Raw genomic sequence first — 17,327 nt, forward strand, 5'->3', positions numbered from 1 at the left:
GTAACCGGATTCTGTTTTAGGGTTTCTCTGTCGTCAAATTCGACAGGAACCCCCAAAGCATCCCCGATTGCCAATCCAAAGATGCCACTCTTTATCATTTTTAACATAAGTCACCTCATTCGCTAAATTTATAATCGGGAATAGTATAACACAGTCGTTATTTACCAACAGACAGTAGTATGAAACCACTGTCTAGTTGAAAATTCTGTTGCGTAGTTTCATACTGTTGGGTCTTTAAGCAAATTCAGAATGTTATACTAAAAAAAGAAATCGGCCAATTTGATAAACAAGGAGGTTGTTATGAAAGCGGTGCGCTGTATGGTTGAAGGAAATAATTGTCTGATCAACGGGCTGCTTCGGATTGATGAAAGGGGCTGGGCGCAGTCGGTCGAGGTGATGAGGGCGGAACAGCAAGGTGTCCCCGGACAGGTGTTATATTGTCACAAGGATACAGTGCGTTTTTATGTGGTTAGAAATGAAACCGGCGAGTATGTATCGCCCCAATTATATCAGCCAAATAATAAAACCTATCACTATGACTTCCGCTCAAACTTGAAACAAATTCTGGCGGAACAGGAAGGTCCGGTTCTTTGGGGGTATTGCAGTACCGAAACAGGAGTGGTGGTCGTTCAGCCCGTCTATCAGTTTGCTTCCCCAATGAATTATGGTGAGCCTGCCGATACGGCAGTTGTTCAGAAAGATGGTTATTTGGGAATCATTGATATCTTTGGTCATATTTGCCTGGATTTTAACTACAATGGGATTCAAAACCTCAAGGAAATTGCGGTAGTTATGAAAGACGGTCGTTATGGCCTGTTTAGCCGTGGTGGTAAGGAAATGATTCCGGTTATCTATGATGAGCTTGAAATATGGGAAAATGACCACTGCTTTGGTTATGTCAAGGTTCGCAAAAATGGCAAGGCGGGTCTGATCAGTCTCAAAAACGAGATGATTTTGGATTGTCTTTATGATGAGTTGAAACATCGCGATCAGCATAATCACGATCTGGTGCATGAAAGCACCCCGGAGCTGGCTCATGAAACCCTTCCGTTTGGGCTGGTGATGGCTCAAAAAAATGGGAAGTGGGGAATGGTGAACCTCAAGAATCAGATTCAGGTTGATTTTTTGTATGATTCGCTGACCGGTTATGATATGCGCAAAAATCTGCTGGTGGCCTGCCGGGATGGGAAGAAAGGAATCATCAACCTTAACGGCCGTCAGATCATTGATTTTAGTTATGAGGACATCAAAATTTCACCGCTCCAGGACGATGTCATTGTGGCCCAAAAAAATGGAAAATGGGGGATGTTAAACGGCACCGGAGAGATTCGGATAGATTTTATCTATGATCAGATCCGGGATTACCAATGGCAGTGGGATCGTGCCATTGTTGAAAAAGGCCGATACAGTGGCATCACCGATTTTTCTGGCAATATCCTGCTGAAATGCCGGTATCGCTCGTTAAGTCCCTGTTTCTCCTGGGCGGCAAAAGAAAAATATAGTGGTTATTATATGGTCAGAACAAAAACCGGATGGGGAATTATGAATAATGAGTTTGAATTTACCATTTCGCCGAAATACCTTCGGTTCGAGGATATTTTCACCGAATTTCCGTTTTATAAAATGTGGGCAATTGATGACAGTGATGATGAAGATAAATATAATTTACTGAGTTTTAATGGAACCATTGGTTCTGGCTTTAGGTATGACCATATCCATGAATTACGGCAATATGATCGCAATAAAAGTGATTTAACTAAAGTTGTGAAGGATGGACGATTCGGTTTGCTGGATGGAACCGGACGAGAACTGGTTTCGCCCCAATATGACTGGATTGATCTGGAATACCAGGATGGTTTGGTCGTCATTAAGAAAAATGGTTTATATGGTTATCTGGATTGTTATGGCAATGAAGCGATTGAGCCGGTTTTTGAAGACGCCGAAGAATTTCATGAGGGGGTGGCATTGATTAGAAAAGATGGGCTTTACGGTTATATTGATGTTTGCGGCAATTATCTGCTGGCGCCTTGCCTGAAAAACAGAGCCCGAAGTTTTAAGACCTTTCTAAAGCAATTCCGGTCGAATTTTGCAGATGAAACCGGAAGTCGGGGAATTGAGAATTCGGAAGAAAGAATTGAATACTGAAGAAAATAAAGAAAGGTCATAAAAATTTCCTACCTGTACCAAATCTGTCCACTAGCATCTGTTATACTACAATCATTCCAATAAACACAGCTGTAAATTTTGGAATAATGGTCTTTGACAACAGAATATAACATACAAAATTCAAACGGTTTCCTTTTTTCCGTTTCGATATTTTCAGTACCATACTATTGTCTTTTATCCAGCAACCAATAGGTTATACTGCCATTATAAAAATTTTCAATTATCTTTTTTCTGTCTATCCATTTATTTCAATCATTCATTTCGTCTAAACACAAACTTTTTCAGTTAAAAAACAGAAGGCCGAGCGGCAACGATAAATGTCACGATACATTTTAGCGGTTAAAGCTACGACCAATCTTAGTACGATCTTAATCAGTGCTAGGGCTGACTATTAGCCTTGGTGATATTCTCAATACCTTATTTATTTTAGAACAGGAAGTTACCGATTAAGAAAATTTCAGGAGGTTTAAAATGAAAAACAACAACAATGCCCTTAATTTTAATGAAAAGCTGACACCCTGTCATGCGGTGATGATTGTTGATCAAGGTTTTAGCAGCCGCTTTGACACTTGCGAAGCCGTTATTAAGGATCACAAGGTCTATGCCTATACAAACAATAAAGGAAAGATTGAACTTCTGCCAGTCAGAGATACCGAATTTTTTCGTAGCAACGATTGGTTTGATGAGTATTCCGATCCGCAGCTACTGCTTCATTTCGAGCTCAACGGCAAGTGGGGTCTGTTTTCAATAAAAACCGGAGCAATTGTGATTGAGCCGGTCTGGGATTTTATTGGCCGGGTGACGACCAATTATCTCCATGTGATCAGCACCATTGATAAACTGGAGCTTGAAGTACAAAACGACGCGGTCGAATCGGAGCAATTTGACCATGTTGTCGAAATTGAAAGAGCAATCGCGGAAATACCCCAGGCCTTCCCAGAAACAGATATGGCTATCAGCGATGATTGGGAGCTCCAGAAAGAGTTTAAGTCAATGCGTGCATTGGATGGCGATCCCTTATTAGCTCGTAAAATTGTTTCGCCCTTGTTTAATGAAAATGGGAATCTTAATTTTATCGATTACTATGAATATTTGGAACATCTTGATTATGGTGGGTGCAAGCATGGGATGATTAACCGTTCCAACCTGGTTGTGATCCCAGTGGAATATGACTATCTCAGGGAAATCCTGATTGACCGGGAGAGTTGTTTTCTGGTTCAAAAAGGCCAGCTGATGGGTTTGCTGAGCGCAGAGAATAAATTTATCATCCCATTAGTCTGGAATGACATGGGCATCGTTCCCGATTTGTATGCTAAAGATGAAAAACTAATCATCGTCAGTCGAGATCAGCAGTTCGGAGTAATCGATCTGGAAAGCCGGGTCATTATCCCCCTGACTTACGACAAGATCGAAATGGCACGGATCGGCGAGACGGTCTATTTTAAGGTGCTGGCAAATGGCAAAGAAGGGATTGTCAATCGCAATAATGAGCCGATGATACCGATCAGATGGGATCGGCTTACGCCGCACAGCTTCTGGAATGATACCTTCGATTGTGACACCTTATGGGAGGGAGCCCTAGAAGCCATCATCTGTCTTGAAAAGGCGACGGAATTTGAAAGCCTGGCCGAAGCCATGGCAGATGATGGCAGCGACACCTTTAAGTTTGGCATCTATGATCTACAATTTAATCTGGTCTGCTCAGCAGAATTGGATGGCTATCAAATAGTTGATGAACGCTATGAATTTGCCGACTGCATTAAGATTCACAGCTATGTGCTGATCGGTAAAGGTGAGCAATACGGGGTTCTGATTGATGGGGTAAACCTGATCAGCCCGCCAGTGATTAGCTATGAAGCGGCGCTTGATCTGCTCAGACAACAGCAGCGAGCCACCTACATCAATGACTTCATCGATGATCTGAAAGAACAAGTGCATCAAATTCGAATGTCCTATGAATTACCTGATCGGGAAGGAAAGCAGATTGTTTATAAGCCGGTTTACTGGGAGTGGGAAGGGGGAACAATGACGGACTGGGTCGATGAAACAATGGGTTTGCGCAGAACAATGCCGTCAAAAGACCGGCTGGTAAGTGTTGCAGAGTATGTTGTAATGGTGCTGGAAGATCTGAAAGAGCAGGAATTAGCCGATAGTGCTAAAGGGCTAATGGCATTGATTGAAGCGGAACAATACCAGGATCTGGTCACCATGCTTGATAAAATGGTAAACCGGTTGGCAGCATTAAAATCATAAGGGTTGAGTAGTTGGATCGGTGGTAGATAAGGATTGAGACTAGGGAGGGTGATTATGAACAAAACTGAGTTTGAATGTCTGGGGAAAATTAAAGACAAAAGGAAAACCTATTTTTTGGTCAAGAAAAACGCGCAGATCGGTTTGCTGACCGCGGAGCACAAAATCCAGATTCCCATTGAATGGGATAAGCTGGAAATCAATAACCACTTTAACTTAGAGGATTTCTTGCACCTTACGATATTTGACAAAAATGAACCGGTTGTTATCATTTTCGCTCAACGCAGGCAAAAATGGGGCGTGATTGATCGCTATGGTGACGTGATCATCCCGGTTATTTATGACAGGATTGAGATCGTTGGCTTTGCAGGTAAGTTCTATTTTAAAGTTGTTGCTAATGGCAAAGAAGGGCTGGTCTGTTTAAACGAGAATATCTTAATTCCGGTAAAATGGGACCCGATCCTTCCGGTCAGTTTCAGTGGTCAAGAATCGGAACCGCAATTTTTATGGACCGGGAAATCGGATTGCCTGTTTTGCTTTGAATCCTATGGGGATTTGGAGAACCCAACAAATCCGCTGGTTCAGTATGACCAGGGACATTTTCAATTTGTCATTTACAACCGCTACTTCAAGTTAGTGACGCCGGAAATGTTGGATGGCTACGCAATAATCAAAGCGAGTTACCGGTTAACCAAACCCTTTGCTAATCTGACTTATATTCTGATTCGCAAACAGGATCGCTATGGGGTATTGAGCCAGGACATCAAGCTTGTTAATAAGCCGGTGCTGACTGAGGAAGAAGCCATCGCTTTGATCAGAAAGCAGCAGCAAAAAGATTATATCAAGATTCTGATTGAAAACATTAATGACGATTGCAAGAAAATCAACAAATATATTGAGCAGAATAAGATAGCGGCGAAAACCGAGGTTTCACAAACACAAAAAATGACTGGGGATGGATTAATCAGCGAGAGCACTATGGTAACCAAAGATGAGATCAAAAAAATTGCAGTTGCTATGGCTGATATGCTCACCGATCTGAGGGCGTTCAAGTTGGCAGCATGGGCCCGGAATATGGAAGTGCTGATAGAAAATGAAAACCACCAGGCGTTCCTGACAATCATTGGTGATGTGCTGGAATGGCTCCAATCACTAAAGGTGAAACCGGAATTGACATTCGAAAATAGACCCGTTATTGAAAAGGTAAGAGATCAGGATCTGAAACCCGAATATAACCGGGGATTTGCTGAAGCAATTTTAATCAGTGAAAGCGAATCCCAAGGCAGAAAGGAAGTGTTGAAATGATTAATCGTGCGGAGGAAATGCTGGCTTATTATTTCTGGATTTGTCTGGAAGGAATTGTAGCCTTGTGGTACTTAAAAAGTGATCATGAATTTGTCAATAAGATTATTGATGCGATGACGAAATGGGCGTTTAGTCCCAACTGCGGCGAGGAAGTGATGAAGGTCATCGATGCTGAGCGAAATACGGACATTGAGACCAGGATGATTGCCGATTTTTTTATCTATTTGATTGACAATGAACAGGACGGTCCCACCCCGGTGGACGTATTGTCCCGCTACCTCATTGAAAGCGAGATTAGGGAAGTCCAAAAAATTTACGAGTCGATGAAAGACCGGATCGAACAATCAAAGCAGGCATACTATCTCGACCATGACCGAGAAAAAGAAAGGGCGGTGCAAAGGCAGATCATCGGTGAAGGCCGCTTTAAAGAAGCGGAAAAAGAGGTGCCGATGCTGATGTTGTTGGGGGCTCTGATTAAACGGAATTTTCGGGTTTCGGAGTAGCTTAGATTTGCAAAGGATGGCGACAAGGGGATTAATGTAACTGTAAAATGGTAGAAGAACGTTCGTTGCGATTATCTTGACATTTGCACTGAGGCGTTTTTAGTGAAGAGAATACTGTGAATGGAGAGCATTGAAAGGAATGAATACGGTTAAATATCAAATTGAAGAAACAATCGATGCAGAAGCAGATAAATAATTGAGAAATTATAAAGATTTTTTTGACGGGGGAATAGGGATTTGGTATGATTGGGGAAAGTAAAAAATAATGGGGGTTATAATTATGTATGGTTTAACAGATAACTTTATGGTGAGCTTAAAAGAAGGAAAGTTTCGAAACCTTCTTGAGGTTGTGCAAAAAGATGATAGTCTCTGTATGACAATTGGTGATAACTGCATTAGATTGTATTATAGGGGAGGTAGCCTATTAAAAGAAATAACTGAGAATGATCTAAACTCAGATGCGATTAATTTTAAACGAAAATTTGATCAAAATTATTTTGAACACCAAGAAATCAATGGATTTTTCAAAGACAATATCCGCGAAGATCTCGAAAAAACAAAAACGATTGACGAGTTTATTCGCTTAATTCCTCGATTAAAAAGAGAGATGGATTTAAAAGGAACAAAAGCTGAAAGAGAATTTGAACAGTTGATTTTTAGAGAAAATAACTACAGTGGAATTTCAAATGATACGGACTATTTTATGGTGGATATGGAAGCATTAGACTGTGGGAATGGTAGCCAATTTGACTTAATTGCGATCAAATGGCCTTCTGAAAGCACAGCCAAGATAGCTTGTAAGCCGATAACACTAGCAATCATAGAAATGAAATATGGGGATAAAGCATTAAAGGGCGATGCTGGAATAGTTAAGCATTTCAAGGATATCGAAAACTATGCAAAAGAAGAAAAAATAAACGTAATGATTAAAAAAGCTGAAACCCAATTTAATCAATTAGTTGAGCTTGGATTGATTAACGTAAATATTGGTATAGTCAATGGTGAGAAGAAAAAGATAGTCGTTGACCAAATAAAACCTGAATTTATTATTGTGGCTGCGAATCATAAACCAATTGATATAAAATTGAAGAATGAACTGAAGTCAGCAATAGAAAAATACCCGGATATTCTTAAATATGTGGATGTTAAAATTGCAACGTCATCCTTAATGGGTTATGGTCTTTATCAAAAACAAATGATTGATATAAATAAGTATTTATCAGATGAGATAGATTAACAAACAAGGTTTTCGGAGGTTAGGGTTACATATACCTCATTCAGAAATCAAAATATTTCATTTGCGTTTGAAGCTTCGGATTCAGATAGGCTTAAAATCCAAACAGTTAAAACCAGACATGTGTTTTTGCACAAAATAATTTTAAAAACCAGAGGCATCCCTCCATTTGATCACTAGCCATCGTTGCTCAAATGGGGGTAACCCTATCAAAACATCAATGGTCAACGTCAACACACAGATGTATCATCGCAATGATAATGGTATAGAACAGTCTTAATACAATCGTTAAATTTGGTTTATAAGTTTTCCAGGAGGTCTAATCGATGAAAAATAAAAAAGTGTTCCTACCTGAATAGGACGAGGTGGAAGAACTACGGGATGATCATGACTACCTCGATACGAGCGGCGAGACTTTTTATCTGTTGACAAAAAATAAAAAGAAAGGTCTTGCCGCAAAAATGAGAACCGGATTCTGGCGAATCAATATGATTCAATTCAGGTTGTGCCCCAACTGGGATGGAATTGCAATCGAGTGGAACGGTATTTTATTGTAACCCAAAATAACAAGATGGGCGTTATGATGAGTAATGACAGAGAATGCATTCCGATTATTTATGATGAGATTGAGGATGTCTACGATGTCTATGATGGCGGCGTGTTTGACACTCGCTTTTTTATGGTCACCAAAAACAACAGAAAAGGGGTCTTGAATACAAAAAACGAAGTCGAGATCCCCATCATCTATGAAAACCTGATCAATGCCGGATTTGATGGCGACCCGTATTGCGATGAAGACAATCTTTATTATGTGATCGAAGAAAACGGCAAGCAGGGGATGATCAACAGAAAAAACAATGTGCTGATACCGGTTATTTATGATCGCATCGGTGAAAATGGCGGTTTTGAAATGATACCGATCGGCAATTATCTGTATATCAAAGTCATGAAAGATGAGCAGTTCGGCCTCTATAATATGCACAGGGAAATGGTGCTGCCGGCAGTTTATGATCACATTGAAGCATTAAAAATAAAGCGTCACAGAAATTGCGAACCCGCATTGATGGTGTCAAAAAACCACAAGACCGGGGTTGTTGATCTTAACAATCAAGTAATATTGCCAATTATCTACGATAAGATCGGGTATTTGCCAATTGAAATTGGAAACAAAACCGGGCATTATTTTTTTGTGGCAAAGGATCAGAAGAAGGGCTTTTTAGATATCCATGGAGAACCAATCATTCCCATAATCTATGACCGCTTAAAAGTGATTGGATCAGAGGATCGTGATTTGGTTAAATTCCTGGCATTAAAAGATGGAACAAAGCAAGAGATAATCATAAAAGTGACTGAATCAGACTGGCCGAAATAGAAAGTAAGGAAAGGCAGAGGTGTCACCCATGAACATCACCATCCACCGCGGAGCCAATCAAATTGGCGGCAGCTGTATTGAATTGGCCACTGAAAAGACTCGGATTCTATTAGACGTTGGCAAGGAATTACCCAGCCTTGACGAAACCGTTCCGGTCGAAACCGAACTGCTGCCAGGGGTTAAGGCCCTGATCGAGCAACAGGCCGTGGCTGCGGTACTGATTTCTCACAGTCACGGCGATCATGTGGGTTTAATCGGTCAGGTCAACCCGGCGATTCCGGTATATATCGGCAAAGGGGCTCTGCATATTTACAATACTACTGCACGGTTTACCGGGAGCCAGCCCTTGGCCAATCCGGTTGTCTTTTTTGAAAGCAGTCGCCCCCAGATAATCGGCGACTTCACAGTCACCCCTTATCTGGTTGATCATTCCGGCTATGATGCTTATGGTTTTGTGATTGAAGCCGGTGGCAAGACGGTGGTCTACACCGGGGATTTTCGGGATCACGGTAAAAAGGCCAAGGCCACGGCGTATTTTAAAAATCATCTGCCCTCGGGGATTGATGCCCTGCTGATTGAAGGGACGATGATGACCCGAAGTATGGAGGCCCTGGAAACCGAGGATCAGCTTGAAGAGAAAGCTCGTGAACTGATGCAGTCAAGCGATAAACCGGTACTTGTTTTGCAATCATCAACCAACATTGACCGGCTGGTGGGGATGTATAAAGCGGCCACCAAGAATAATCGAATTTTTGTAATGGACATTTTCACAGCCCATATTGTTTCCCAACTGGCGGCATCGATTCCCAAACTGTCGCCGTCCTTTGACAATATCAGGGTCATCTATCCCTTTTGGCTGACCCGCAAAATGTTTGAAAAAGACCACGACCATTTAATGAATCAGTTTAGCCGCTATAAAATAACTAAGGAAGAATTGGGACGGCGACAAGATTATTGCCTATTGTTTCGGCCGTCGATGCTGTCGGATCTGCAGCATATCGATCATCTTGAGGGAGCAGAATTGATCTATTCCCAGTGGAGCGGCTATAAGCATCAGAAAAAGATCAAAGCGGTGCTGGATTTTGCTGATCAGAAGACGATGACACTTACCGATCTTCACACCAGCGGACACGCTTCGGCGCAGGCCCTGAAAGCATTTATTCAGCAATGCAACCCCCGGATGGTTTTACCGATCCACACCGAAAACCCGGACGCTTTTCTGGAATGTGGCAATCGTGTCTACTTGCCCCAAGATGGAGAGCTAATTAGGCTTTAAAGAAAAGCTATCTCAAGTAGGCGGAATCAAAACATTTGATCCGGTGTTGAGCCAGACGCGAGTGGTCAGATCAAGAATTAAGCAGCAAATGATTATGAAAGGCGGATCATGGTGATGAAACTAAAAGTAACCGATAAGTTTAGCCGGCAGTTCCGTCTTTTTCATCTTTTTGCACATTGTGCAGACCTTCCCTATGATGATCTTAATACTTATATCAAGGTATCTCTTAAAACGATCCAACGGGATGTAAAAGATTTAAATGATGCCAGTCTCATTGATGTGCATTTCTCAAAAAAAGTAAAGGGCTATGCCTGGCGTGATCCGGAAGAGCGGTACTTAAGGCTTAATGAAGCAGGTTGTTTTCCACCACCTTGTCTGGGCCAGAATCAGGCCCGAAACCGGCATTTGTTAAAACTTAACCGCTTGGCTACAATTGTCTGGTACATTAAAAATGAGGATATTCCTTTTTATGAAAAACTTGGTTATGAAGATGAAGAGGATTATCAATGGGCCATGGAGGATCCGGCGGCGTATTTGAGTTATAACGACAGTTTTCCAGAAAAAAATGAAAATATGCATTATTACACCTATGTAGACTGGTATCAGGAGACCTTTCCCGAGTGCAGCCGCAGCACCATGTATCGGGACTTTAACGACTTGAGAAAAATGGGGCTGACCATCGGTTATAATGAGGTTGAGCGTTGTTATCAGCATGATTTTACTTTTTTTTACAGCTATTAGAAACATCCTGGAAGGATTCGCTTTTAAAACGATCAAACAGCCGCCGGAAGATCAGCCAAGATCTTTCGGCGGCTGTTTAAATGAGCAGTTATTATTAGTGAAAGCAGGATTATTCCCGGTTGTTGTTTCATACTATTGGCCTTTGTGCAAAAATCCCGCTGCTATAATGGCTTTAATAACATAAGCTTAAAGCTGTGTTTGATCAGAGATTTAAAACCACGTGATGGTAAGGGAGGTTCCAAGATGAAAGCTGAAAGAAATAAGAAAGTAGCGGAAATAATGTCAGTAACAGAAATTCCCTGTATGATAATTAACGGTAAGAATGCCGCACTTCAATGGCAGGGGAGTGTATCAGTAACGGCGGACGGTCTGTTTCAAAAGGTCGAAATGATTGGACATGGTGCACCCGGTCAATTTTCAAAACGGGATTCATTTGAGTTTAGCGATGTCAATGGGATGGTGCTATTTTATGTAACGAAGGATGACAAGGGAGATTACATTGAGCCCAAATTATACAAAGAGAACTTTTTAAAGGCACCCATTTGTGCGGGAGATACCCTGGAATATGTCTATTATCCTGAAATCGAACCGGAGGAAAATTACTGTTGTGGTTATTGTGAGTATGAAACCGGGAAGGTGACGATCCAGCCAATCTATGAGAATGCCAATTATTTTGTTCATGAAACCGCCGAAGTGATGAAAAACGGTAAATGGGGAACCATTGACAGAACCGGAAGAATTAATCTGGAGCTTGTTTATGACGAGGTGATTGGAAATCATGGACAGGTTTGTGTCGTAAAAAAAGATGGAAAAGTGGGGTTGGTCAGCAGAACCGGCAGTGTGATGATTCCATTTCAGTATGAGGCGATATTTGGCGGACGATATATCCATTCGGGATTGCTACAAGTATGCCGGGATGGCTTGTGGGGAATCGTCAGTCTGAGAAATGAAATCGTGATTGACATAGTTTACGACCGGATCGTAAGCTATGTGCGTTGCTTTTTTTCCAGTGGTATCCAGAACGAAATGGCCTCTGATTCCTTAAAGTATGGTTTTGTTTTGGCAGAGAAAAAAGGTCGTTGGGGTGTGGTTGATTTGCATGGAAATATCTGGGTTGATTTTAAGTATGAATCCTTGTCTTTTTATGACTTGCGGGAGCGGCTTCTGGTCGCTAAAAAGGATGGCCGCACTGGTCTAATCGATTGGCAGGATCATTGCGTGGTTGATTTTTTATATGAGGATATTAGTTATCGTCAACTCCAACCGGATGTGGTCGTAGCAAAGCAAAATGGAAAGTGGGGAATGATCAACCGCAATGGTCAAACAAAAATTGATTTTTGCTACGATGAGCTTAAATTTTGTGGTCACCAATGGAATCGCGCCATTGTGAGTAAAAATGATAAATTTGGAATGGTTGATTTTTGTGGCAATGTTCTGGTTGACCTGATTTATGATTGGATCAGTTTATGCTTTAGTGATCAACCTTACAGTGGTTATTTTATCGTCAAGCAAAATGATAAGTATGGTGTTATGGACAGCCGTTTCAAGCTGTGTATCCCGATTGAGTTTGATGATATTGAGGATGAATTTGCCCAGGAACCAGCCTTTAAAGTGATTGTCAGAAAGAATAAAAAATATGGCATCATCAATATCATCGGGAATATCGGCTCGGAGGTGATTTATGATAAGTTGAGAGCAAATGATTTTAGTGTTAAAAATGAAGATCCCAATCAGTATTGTTCCGATCTGGCCATCGTACGAAAAGACGGTTTGTATGGTCTGCTGGATGGATTGGGCAGAGAACTGGTGGAACCTCAATTCGAGGAGATGGACTATCATTTTCATCATGACATCATTGTTGTGAAAAAGGCGGGGCGCTATGGTTTTATCGATAAATTTGGGAACGCTGTGACGGAAGCGGTCTTTGAAAAAGCAGACTGTTTTAATGACGAGGTGGCATCGGTTAAAAAAGACGGAAAATATGGTTATATTGATCCCTGTGGCAATTATCTGATCAAGCCGAGTCTGGATTACCGGGCGCGATCACTGCGGGATTTGCTAACCCAAGTGGAAGCATTGATCAAGTCGTAATAGTGGAATAGACAAGGCGTTGATAAGTGCATGAAAATGATTGGAGGAATCAGGTGATTTATCATCTCGAGATTCAGGTTTGTATAAACCGATACGGCGATTTATGTGAAAGGAATAGTTTCTACAGCAACGTTTTCTTAGGTTATGAACAAGCGTTGCAGGCTGGTATTGAGGAGGTCAATGAGCGGCTTAAAAAAATTCAGGACAAGCAAATTGATTACCGGAATGATGAAATGGCGACTTTTTTTGAAGAACAAGTTTATTGCGATTTTGTCATTCATGAATTGATCATTATGGAAGATGTTGATCAATTTGAACGCAAAATAAGGCAACAGTGTTATAAAACAAAAATATTGGTCTCAGAAGAGACCGATTTGTATCAATTATGCAGAGACCATAGTCTCAGTATCGATTATGAACTTGACGATCAGGGGAATTTGATCGAACGCCATGAAATGAGACTGCAAGGATTGCGATACCTGAGAATGCCAAATGATTATCAAGAAAATGCCGGTCGTTTATTTTCTATAGGAGATGTTGTCCGGGTGTCTAAAAAACAGCGATTTGGTTCGGATGAGGTCAACTATTATCTTGTGGCAAGTGTGCCTGGCTCGTTAAGGACCGCTGACAATATCTTTAGCTGGGAAAACATTTACGAACTGGATTTTGTCTATCTCGAAGACGGAAAGCTCTGGATAGAATACGATACCTTTCATGAGTCGCAAATTGAAAGAGTCGAGGATGAATTAATATGTCAACAGGTTAGAAAATTATTCGCAGCGGCTGAATACAAAAATTGCGTTGTGATTAATGACTGAACAAATGATAGAAGTAATCTTTAAAGAAAATTAACCCCCCAAAACAGATAACGTTTCCAATAGTTATTTATTTAACAATCTTTTGATTTTGTGTTATAATTCAGAAAAGATAAAGTTTTACTAAAAAGTGGCCAGAGAGCAACGGCGATCCCGCCAAACAATGGCGGTGACGCTGAAGTCAATCTGTTTCTGAGTAAAGGTTTTGGAGGTCCAATCAATGATCAACACACACTTAAAAGAAGAAAAAGCGGAAATTTGTCTGGATGATGGGGTCAGAGAAATTAAACTCACCTGCAACACCTGCCCTCGACAATGTGAAATGACTCTACTAATGGAAGGGCTTTCGATATTGATGGTCAAAGATGATGGCTGTAAAAAAGGCAGTAAATTTGCCTATCGGGAAATAAAGAACCGCCGAAAACAGAGATCCCCCATCGGGATGAATTGTACCGGAATGGATCGCATGGAAAAAGCAATATAACCAGAAATAAGCTTTTAGAGTTCATATAATAAAAATAGAATTAACAAAAAGAGCAACCAGAACTGAATTTTTGGTTGTCAGACTGTCAAAAAAGATAACCCAGTACCGACAATTGTTACATCATGTTGTACGCATCGGAGCGGACACGGCAGAGCCTGTCCGATTCTTCGCGCAGGCAACGAGCCAATCACAAGCTTGCTTGTAGTTGGCGACTGCCCGCGACTAATGCGAAAGGAGCGTAGCGGATTTCGCATAGCGCGGCGAACAACAGATTAACAATTGGTCGGTACGGTAGTTTACCAACAACCTCGCAACCAGAACTAAGTTTTGGTTGTTTTTATTTTTTGCGGATTTTCATTATTTTATCTCTCAGTGATGGAATCACAGAAAATCGGGTAAGTATTTGTTAAGATTAAATAATAAATAAGACAAGTAAATATAAAAGAAATCAGGTGAGAGTAATGAAAGATGTAACCCTCTTTACAACCCAGACCTGCCCACACTGTAAAACGGCAAAGGCTTTTCTCAAGCAGAATCACATCCAATATGTTGAGAAGGACGTTAATTATGACGCAGCGGCCCAACAAGAAATGACCCGCAGGGGTATTCGCGGGGTACCCGCTTTTATCATTGGAGATGATGCCGTGATCGGTTTGGATCAGGCCAAGGTACTGGAACTGGTTGATCATCGGGTGGTGGCTTGTCCGAACTGTCAGGCCAAGTTGCGGGTGCCCACGGATAAGGGAAAAATCAGCGTCCGCTGCCCCAAATGCAAAACCAGCTTTGAAACAAAATGAGGTATTTTGATGTAATTCAGGAGAGACGATGATCAAAAATTAGTAATTACTAGAGCATCACTGACCAATCCTGCTTTTTTATTTAAGACCAGGTAAAACCCTCAACAACTAGGTTTGTTGAGGGTTTTATTTTATCGAATTTTTTTAAGATTTTTCAGTTTAAAGTAAGTAGTTTCTGGTAAGATGCCAATAATTATCTGACACAAGGCCAGGCCGACCAGCCCGCCGAGGATAAAGTGTAATATCGGTAGTTCGGAAATTACATTTTTGGCGAAAAAATTAATCAGATTAAAAATGGCAAAGAATAAAATTCCGGTTTTAAGTTCTTTTCTCATCTCTGTTTTCATTTTGAAGCTCCTTATTCTGGATCTGAATTCTTGTTTGTTCTTACTACTTTCGACTGTATCTCACCGATAAATAAACAAGTGCGACCATATCAGCCATCGCGAAAATTCCGATACTTCGAACAAGCCAATCAGGCATCGGAAAAATCAGCCAGTTAATGGCCATCAATCCCAGGTAGAACAGCATAATAATAGCCGCTATAGCAAAGAAGATACTTCGTTTCATCATTGGTCACCAGCCCTTACATGGTTTTCATACAATAAAGCTTGACCATCGCACTAACGGATAATTGGGCGGCCACAGCGATGACCAGGGTGTAAAACACGATAATGTTAAAATACCCGGCAATAATAGCGGCAACAATCATCAGGACGGAAGTAATGATAATCATTGGCGCCCCGGCTTTATTGCGAATTGCGATTAGCCACTCGTCATGTTCCTTGTTATACAATACTCTCAACTTGGATTCATCGTTGATCGCCAGGCTTAGCTTGATGACATCAAATATTGCCAGTCCGAAAATACTTACGATCAGACCAAACTGGAATCCAGCCACAAAACCATCTGAATGCGTTGCGGTTGAGTGATCTGTAATAAGTATTGAATAAACATTAAAAACGCCCAACACCATCGCAATAAATGCCATTCCTGAAGAAATAACAATTCTTCGTTTTACCTTTGTTCTAAATTTTTCCATGATCAGTCCTCCTAAAATTCATTTGCATCTGAAAAGTCAAAGACTTCTTCGATTGTCAGTCCAAAATAGTGGGCGATTTTATAGGCCAGCACCAGCGAGGCGGTATATTTCCCCACTTCGATGGAGGTAATGGTTTGCCTCGTTGTTCCCACTTCCAGAGCCAGTTCTTCCTGGGATAGTTTTCGCTCTTTTCTTAGCTCTTTTATTCGTGTTTTCATTTTGCACCTTCTGTTAATTTGCATAGCATACTTTGCATTATTAGTATAGTTTACTTTGCATAAAATGTCAAGTGAACTTTGCAAAAAAATAAATCGGCGTGAAATTATTTTTGACGGAAGCCAGAATCAACCATATCACGGCAGGAATTGATTTAAGTCTTCGCAATTTCATCCGAACCGGATGCAATTGCGAGGAAATAATGGTATGATTTAACCAAGAAATTTTGGATCATTAAATCGAACAACTTTCCCGACACAGTCGGGGGATCGGAGTAAGTATGAATTGGGATTGTTTAATCGTCGATGATGAAGTGGAACTTGCGAGAGCGACCTGTGAATATTTTGAAATGTTTGGCGTGACCTGCACCCTTGTGACCAATTTTGATGCGTGTGTCGATTTTATCGAAGACAACCGGGTTAAACTGATTTTGCTGGATATCAATCTGGGAAATGACAGTGGTTTTGAATTATGTAAGGCGCTCCGGAAAAAGACCGATGTGCCGATTCTTTTTATCAGTGCCCGGCAGAGTGATGATGACGTTCTGATTGCCCTGAATATTGGTGGCGATGATTATATCAAGAAACCCTATTCCCTGAGCGTCTTGCTGGCCAAGGTCAAGGTGATCATCAAGCGCTATGAGGCGGCGGGCCTAAAAACTGGGGGCAATGATGGGGACAGTGCTCAGTTAAGTGAGCAAGACAGCTACGGCAACTTGAGAATCGACAAGGATGCCATGAAGGTTTATCGGAGTGGAAAAGATGTCGGTTTTAAGACAAAGGAGTTCAAGCTCTTTTTATACCTCTATGAAAACAAAAACCGGGTCATCTCTAAAGATGAGCTATTTGCTAACATTTGGGGAGATGCATTTTTTAGCGATGGCACCCTGAATGTGCACATCCGTAAAATCCGCGAGAAAATCGAAGAAAATCCCAATCAACCCCAATATATTAAAACCATCTGGGGAACCGGATACATGTTTGAGACCAGCCAAAACAAATAGTCCCGGTCGCTATTATTTAGATAAAAAAATGT

The 17,327-nt window shown here is 41.2% G+C and carries 18 protein-coding genes; 13 read left to right on the forward strand and 5 right to left on the reverse strand.

Annotated elements, in window-relative coordinates; all coding sequences use genetic code 11:
- On the reverse strand, positions 1-107 hold a 107-nt coding region (locus QZ998_RS16940; protein ID WP_366512456.1), incomplete at its 3' end, for an ADP-ribosylglycohydrolase family protein.
- 193 nt (positions 108-300) lie between these two features.
- Here QZ998_RS16940 and QZ998_RS13025 point away from each other — a divergent pair.
- From QZ998_RS13025 to QZ998_RS13080, 12 genes are all read left to right on the forward strand, one after another.
- Positions 301-2,145, forward strand: coding sequence for a WG repeat-containing protein (locus QZ998_RS13025; protein WP_296561258.1), 1,845 nt, complete (start codon positions 301-303; stop codon positions 2,143-2,145).
- A gap of 492 nt (positions 2,146-2,637) precedes the next feature.
- Positions 2,638-4,419 (forward strand): WG repeat-containing protein, encoded by a 1,782-nt coding sequence (locus tag QZ998_RS13030; protein WP_296561259.1) that lies wholly within the window; start codon positions 2,638-2,640, stop codon positions 4,417-4,419.
- Positions 4,420-4,473: 54 nt separating this feature from the next.
- Positions 4,474-5,721, forward strand: coding sequence for a hypothetical protein (locus tag QZ998_RS13035; protein ID WP_296561261.1), 1,248 nt, complete (start codon positions 4,474-4,476; stop codon positions 5,719-5,721).
- Positions 5,718-6,224, forward strand: coding sequence for a hypothetical protein (locus QZ998_RS13040; RefSeq protein WP_296561263.1), 507 nt, complete (start codon positions 5,718-5,720; stop codon positions 6,222-6,224). Before QZ998_RS13035 ends, QZ998_RS13040 begins: the two co-directional genes overlap by 4 nt.
- Positions 6,225-6,504: 280 nt before the next feature.
- Positions 6,505-7,461 (forward strand): hypothetical protein, encoded by a 957-nt coding sequence (locus tag QZ998_RS13045; protein WP_296561265.1) that lies wholly within the window; start codon positions 6,505-6,507, stop codon positions 7,459-7,461.
- 580 nt (positions 7,462-8,041) lie between these two features.
- Positions 8,042-8,830 (forward strand): WG repeat-containing protein, encoded by a 789-nt coding sequence (locus tag QZ998_RS13050; RefSeq protein WP_296561266.1) that lies wholly within the window; start codon positions 8,042-8,044, stop codon positions 8,828-8,830.
- A gap of 28 nt (positions 8,831-8,858) precedes the next feature.
- Positions 8,859-10,106 (forward strand): MBL fold metallo-hydrolase, encoded by a 1,248-nt coding sequence (locus QZ998_RS13055; RefSeq protein WP_296561267.1) that lies wholly within the window; start codon positions 8,859-8,861, stop codon positions 10,104-10,106.
- A gap of 114 nt (positions 10,107-10,220) precedes the next feature.
- Complete coding sequence (locus QZ998_RS13060) at positions 10,221-10,847, forward strand: hypothetical protein (RefSeq protein WP_296561268.1); 627 nt, start codon at positions 10,221-10,223, stop codon at positions 10,845-10,847.
- 243 nt (positions 10,848-11,090) lie between these two features.
- Positions 11,091-12,938: a WG repeat-containing protein gene (locus QZ998_RS13065; RefSeq protein WP_296561270.1), complete on the forward strand. Its 1,848-nt coding sequence runs from the start codon at positions 11,091-11,093 to the stop codon at positions 12,936-12,938.
- 53 nt (positions 12,939-12,991) lie between these two features.
- The gene (locus tag QZ998_RS13070) at positions 12,992-13,756 is read left to right on the forward strand and encodes a hypothetical protein (RefSeq protein ID WP_296561272.1); all 765 of its coding nucleotides are present in this window, start codon (positions 12,992-12,994) and stop codon (positions 13,754-13,756) included.
- A 217-nt stretch (positions 13,757-13,973) separates the two neighbouring features.
- Positions 13,974-14,237, forward strand: coding sequence for a hypothetical protein (locus tag QZ998_RS13075; RefSeq protein ID WP_296561273.1), 264 nt, complete (start codon positions 13,974-13,976; stop codon positions 14,235-14,237).
- Positions 14,238-14,698: 461 nt separating this feature from the next.
- Positions 14,699-15,034: a glutaredoxin domain-containing protein gene (locus QZ998_RS13080; protein ID WP_296561274.1), complete on the forward strand. Its 336-nt coding sequence runs from the start codon at positions 14,699-14,701 to the stop codon at positions 15,032-15,034.
- A gap of 131 nt (positions 15,035-15,165) precedes the next feature.
- Here the strand turns inward: QZ998_RS13080 and QZ998_RS13085 are convergent, their stop codons facing one another.
- The 4 genes from QZ998_RS13085 to QZ998_RS13100 are packed head-to-tail and all read right to left on the reverse strand — an operon-like array spanning position 15,166 to position 16,294.
- Positions 15,166-15,381: a hypothetical protein gene (locus QZ998_RS13085; protein ID WP_296561275.1), complete on the reverse strand. Its 216-nt coding sequence runs from the start codon at positions 15,379-15,381 to the stop codon at positions 15,166-15,168.
- Positions 15,382-15,424: 43 nt separating this feature from the next.
- Positions 15,425-15,604, reverse strand: a complete 180-nt coding sequence (locus QZ998_RS13090) for a hypothetical protein (protein ID WP_296561276.1) — start codon at positions 15,602-15,604, stop codon at positions 15,425-15,427.
- Between the two features lie 16 nt (positions 15,605-15,620).
- Positions 15,621-16,076, reverse strand: a complete 456-nt coding sequence (locus tag QZ998_RS13095; protein WP_296561277.1) for a hypothetical protein — start codon at positions 16,074-16,076, stop codon at positions 15,621-15,623.
- Positions 16,077-16,087: 11 nt separating this feature from the next.
- Positions 16,088-16,294, reverse strand: coding sequence for a helix-turn-helix transcriptional regulator (locus QZ998_RS13100; protein ID WP_148568304.1), 207 nt, complete (start codon positions 16,292-16,294; stop codon positions 16,088-16,090).
- Positions 16,295-16,572: 278 nt separating this feature from the next.
- Here QZ998_RS13100 and QZ998_RS13105 point away from each other — a divergent pair, with 278 nt between their 5' ends.
- A complete protein-coding gene (locus QZ998_RS13105; RefSeq protein ID WP_296561278.1) occupies positions 16,573-17,295 on the forward strand; it encodes a response regulator transcription factor in 723 nt (240 codons plus the stop codon).
- The last annotated feature ends 32 nt before the right edge of the window (positions 17,296-17,327 follow it).

It is taken from the genome of uncultured Acetobacterium sp. (assembly GCF_927416815.1).
In the GTDB taxonomy this organism is placed as follows: Bacteria; Bacillota; Clostridia; order Eubacteriales; family Eubacteriaceae; genus Acetobacterium.

Coding starts and splice junctions, on each gene's coding strand:
- QZ998_RS13040 (WP_296561263.1), top strand. CDS start 5,718: ATGATTAATCGTGCGGAGGAAATGCTGGCTTATTATTTCTGGATTTGT.
- QZ998_RS13085 (WP_296561275.1), bottom strand. CDS start 15,381: ATGAAAACAGAGATGAGAAAAGAACTTAAAACCGGAATTTTATTCTTT.
- QZ998_RS13075 (WP_296561273.1), top strand. CDS start 13,974: ATGATCAACACACACTTAAAAGAAGAAAAAGCGGAAATTTGTCTGGAT.
- QZ998_RS13030 (WP_296561259.1), top strand. CDS start 2,638: ATGAAAAACAACAACAATGCCCTTAATTTTAATGAAAAGCTGACACCC.
- QZ998_RS13050 (WP_296561266.1), top strand. CDS start 8,042: ATGAGTAATGACAGAGAATGCATTCCGATTATTTATGATGAGATTGAG.
- QZ998_RS13055 (WP_296561267.1), top strand. CDS start 8,859: ATGAACATCACCATCCACCGCGGAGCCAATCAAATTGGCGGCAGCTGT.
- QZ998_RS13025 (WP_296561258.1), top strand. CDS start 301: ATGAAAGCGGTGCGCTGTATGGTTGAAGGAAATAATTGTCTGATCAAC.
- QZ998_RS13100 (WP_148568304.1), bottom strand. CDS start 16,294: ATGAAAACACGAATAAAAGAGCTAAGAAAAGAGCGAAAACTATCCCAG.
- QZ998_RS13090 (WP_296561276.1), bottom strand. CDS start 15,604: ATGAAACGAAGTATCTTCTTTGCTATAGCGGCTATTATTATGCTGTTC.
- QZ998_RS13105 (WP_296561278.1), top strand. CDS start 16,573: ATGAATTGGGATTGTTTAATCGTCGATGATGAAGTGGAACTTGCGAGA.
- QZ998_RS13045 (WP_296561265.1), top strand. CDS start 6,505: ATGTATGGTTTAACAGATAACTTTATGGTGAGCTTAAAAGAAGGAAAG.
- QZ998_RS13060 (WP_296561268.1), top strand. CDS start 10,221: ATGAAACTAAAAGTAACCGATAAGTTTAGCCGGCAGTTCCGTCTTTTT.
- QZ998_RS13095 (WP_296561277.1), bottom strand. CDS start 16,076: ATGGAAAAATTTAGAACAAAGGTAAAACGAAGAATTGTTATTTCTTCA.
- QZ998_RS13080 (WP_296561274.1), top strand. CDS start 14,699: ATGAAAGATGTAACCCTCTTTACAACCCAGACCTGCCCACACTGTAAA.
- QZ998_RS13035 (WP_296561261.1), top strand. CDS start 4,474: ATGAACAAAACTGAGTTTGAATGTCTGGGGAAAATTAAAGACAAAAGG.
- QZ998_RS13065 (WP_296561270.1), top strand. CDS start 11,091: ATGAAAGCTGAAAGAAATAAGAAAGTAGCGGAAATAATGTCAGTAACA.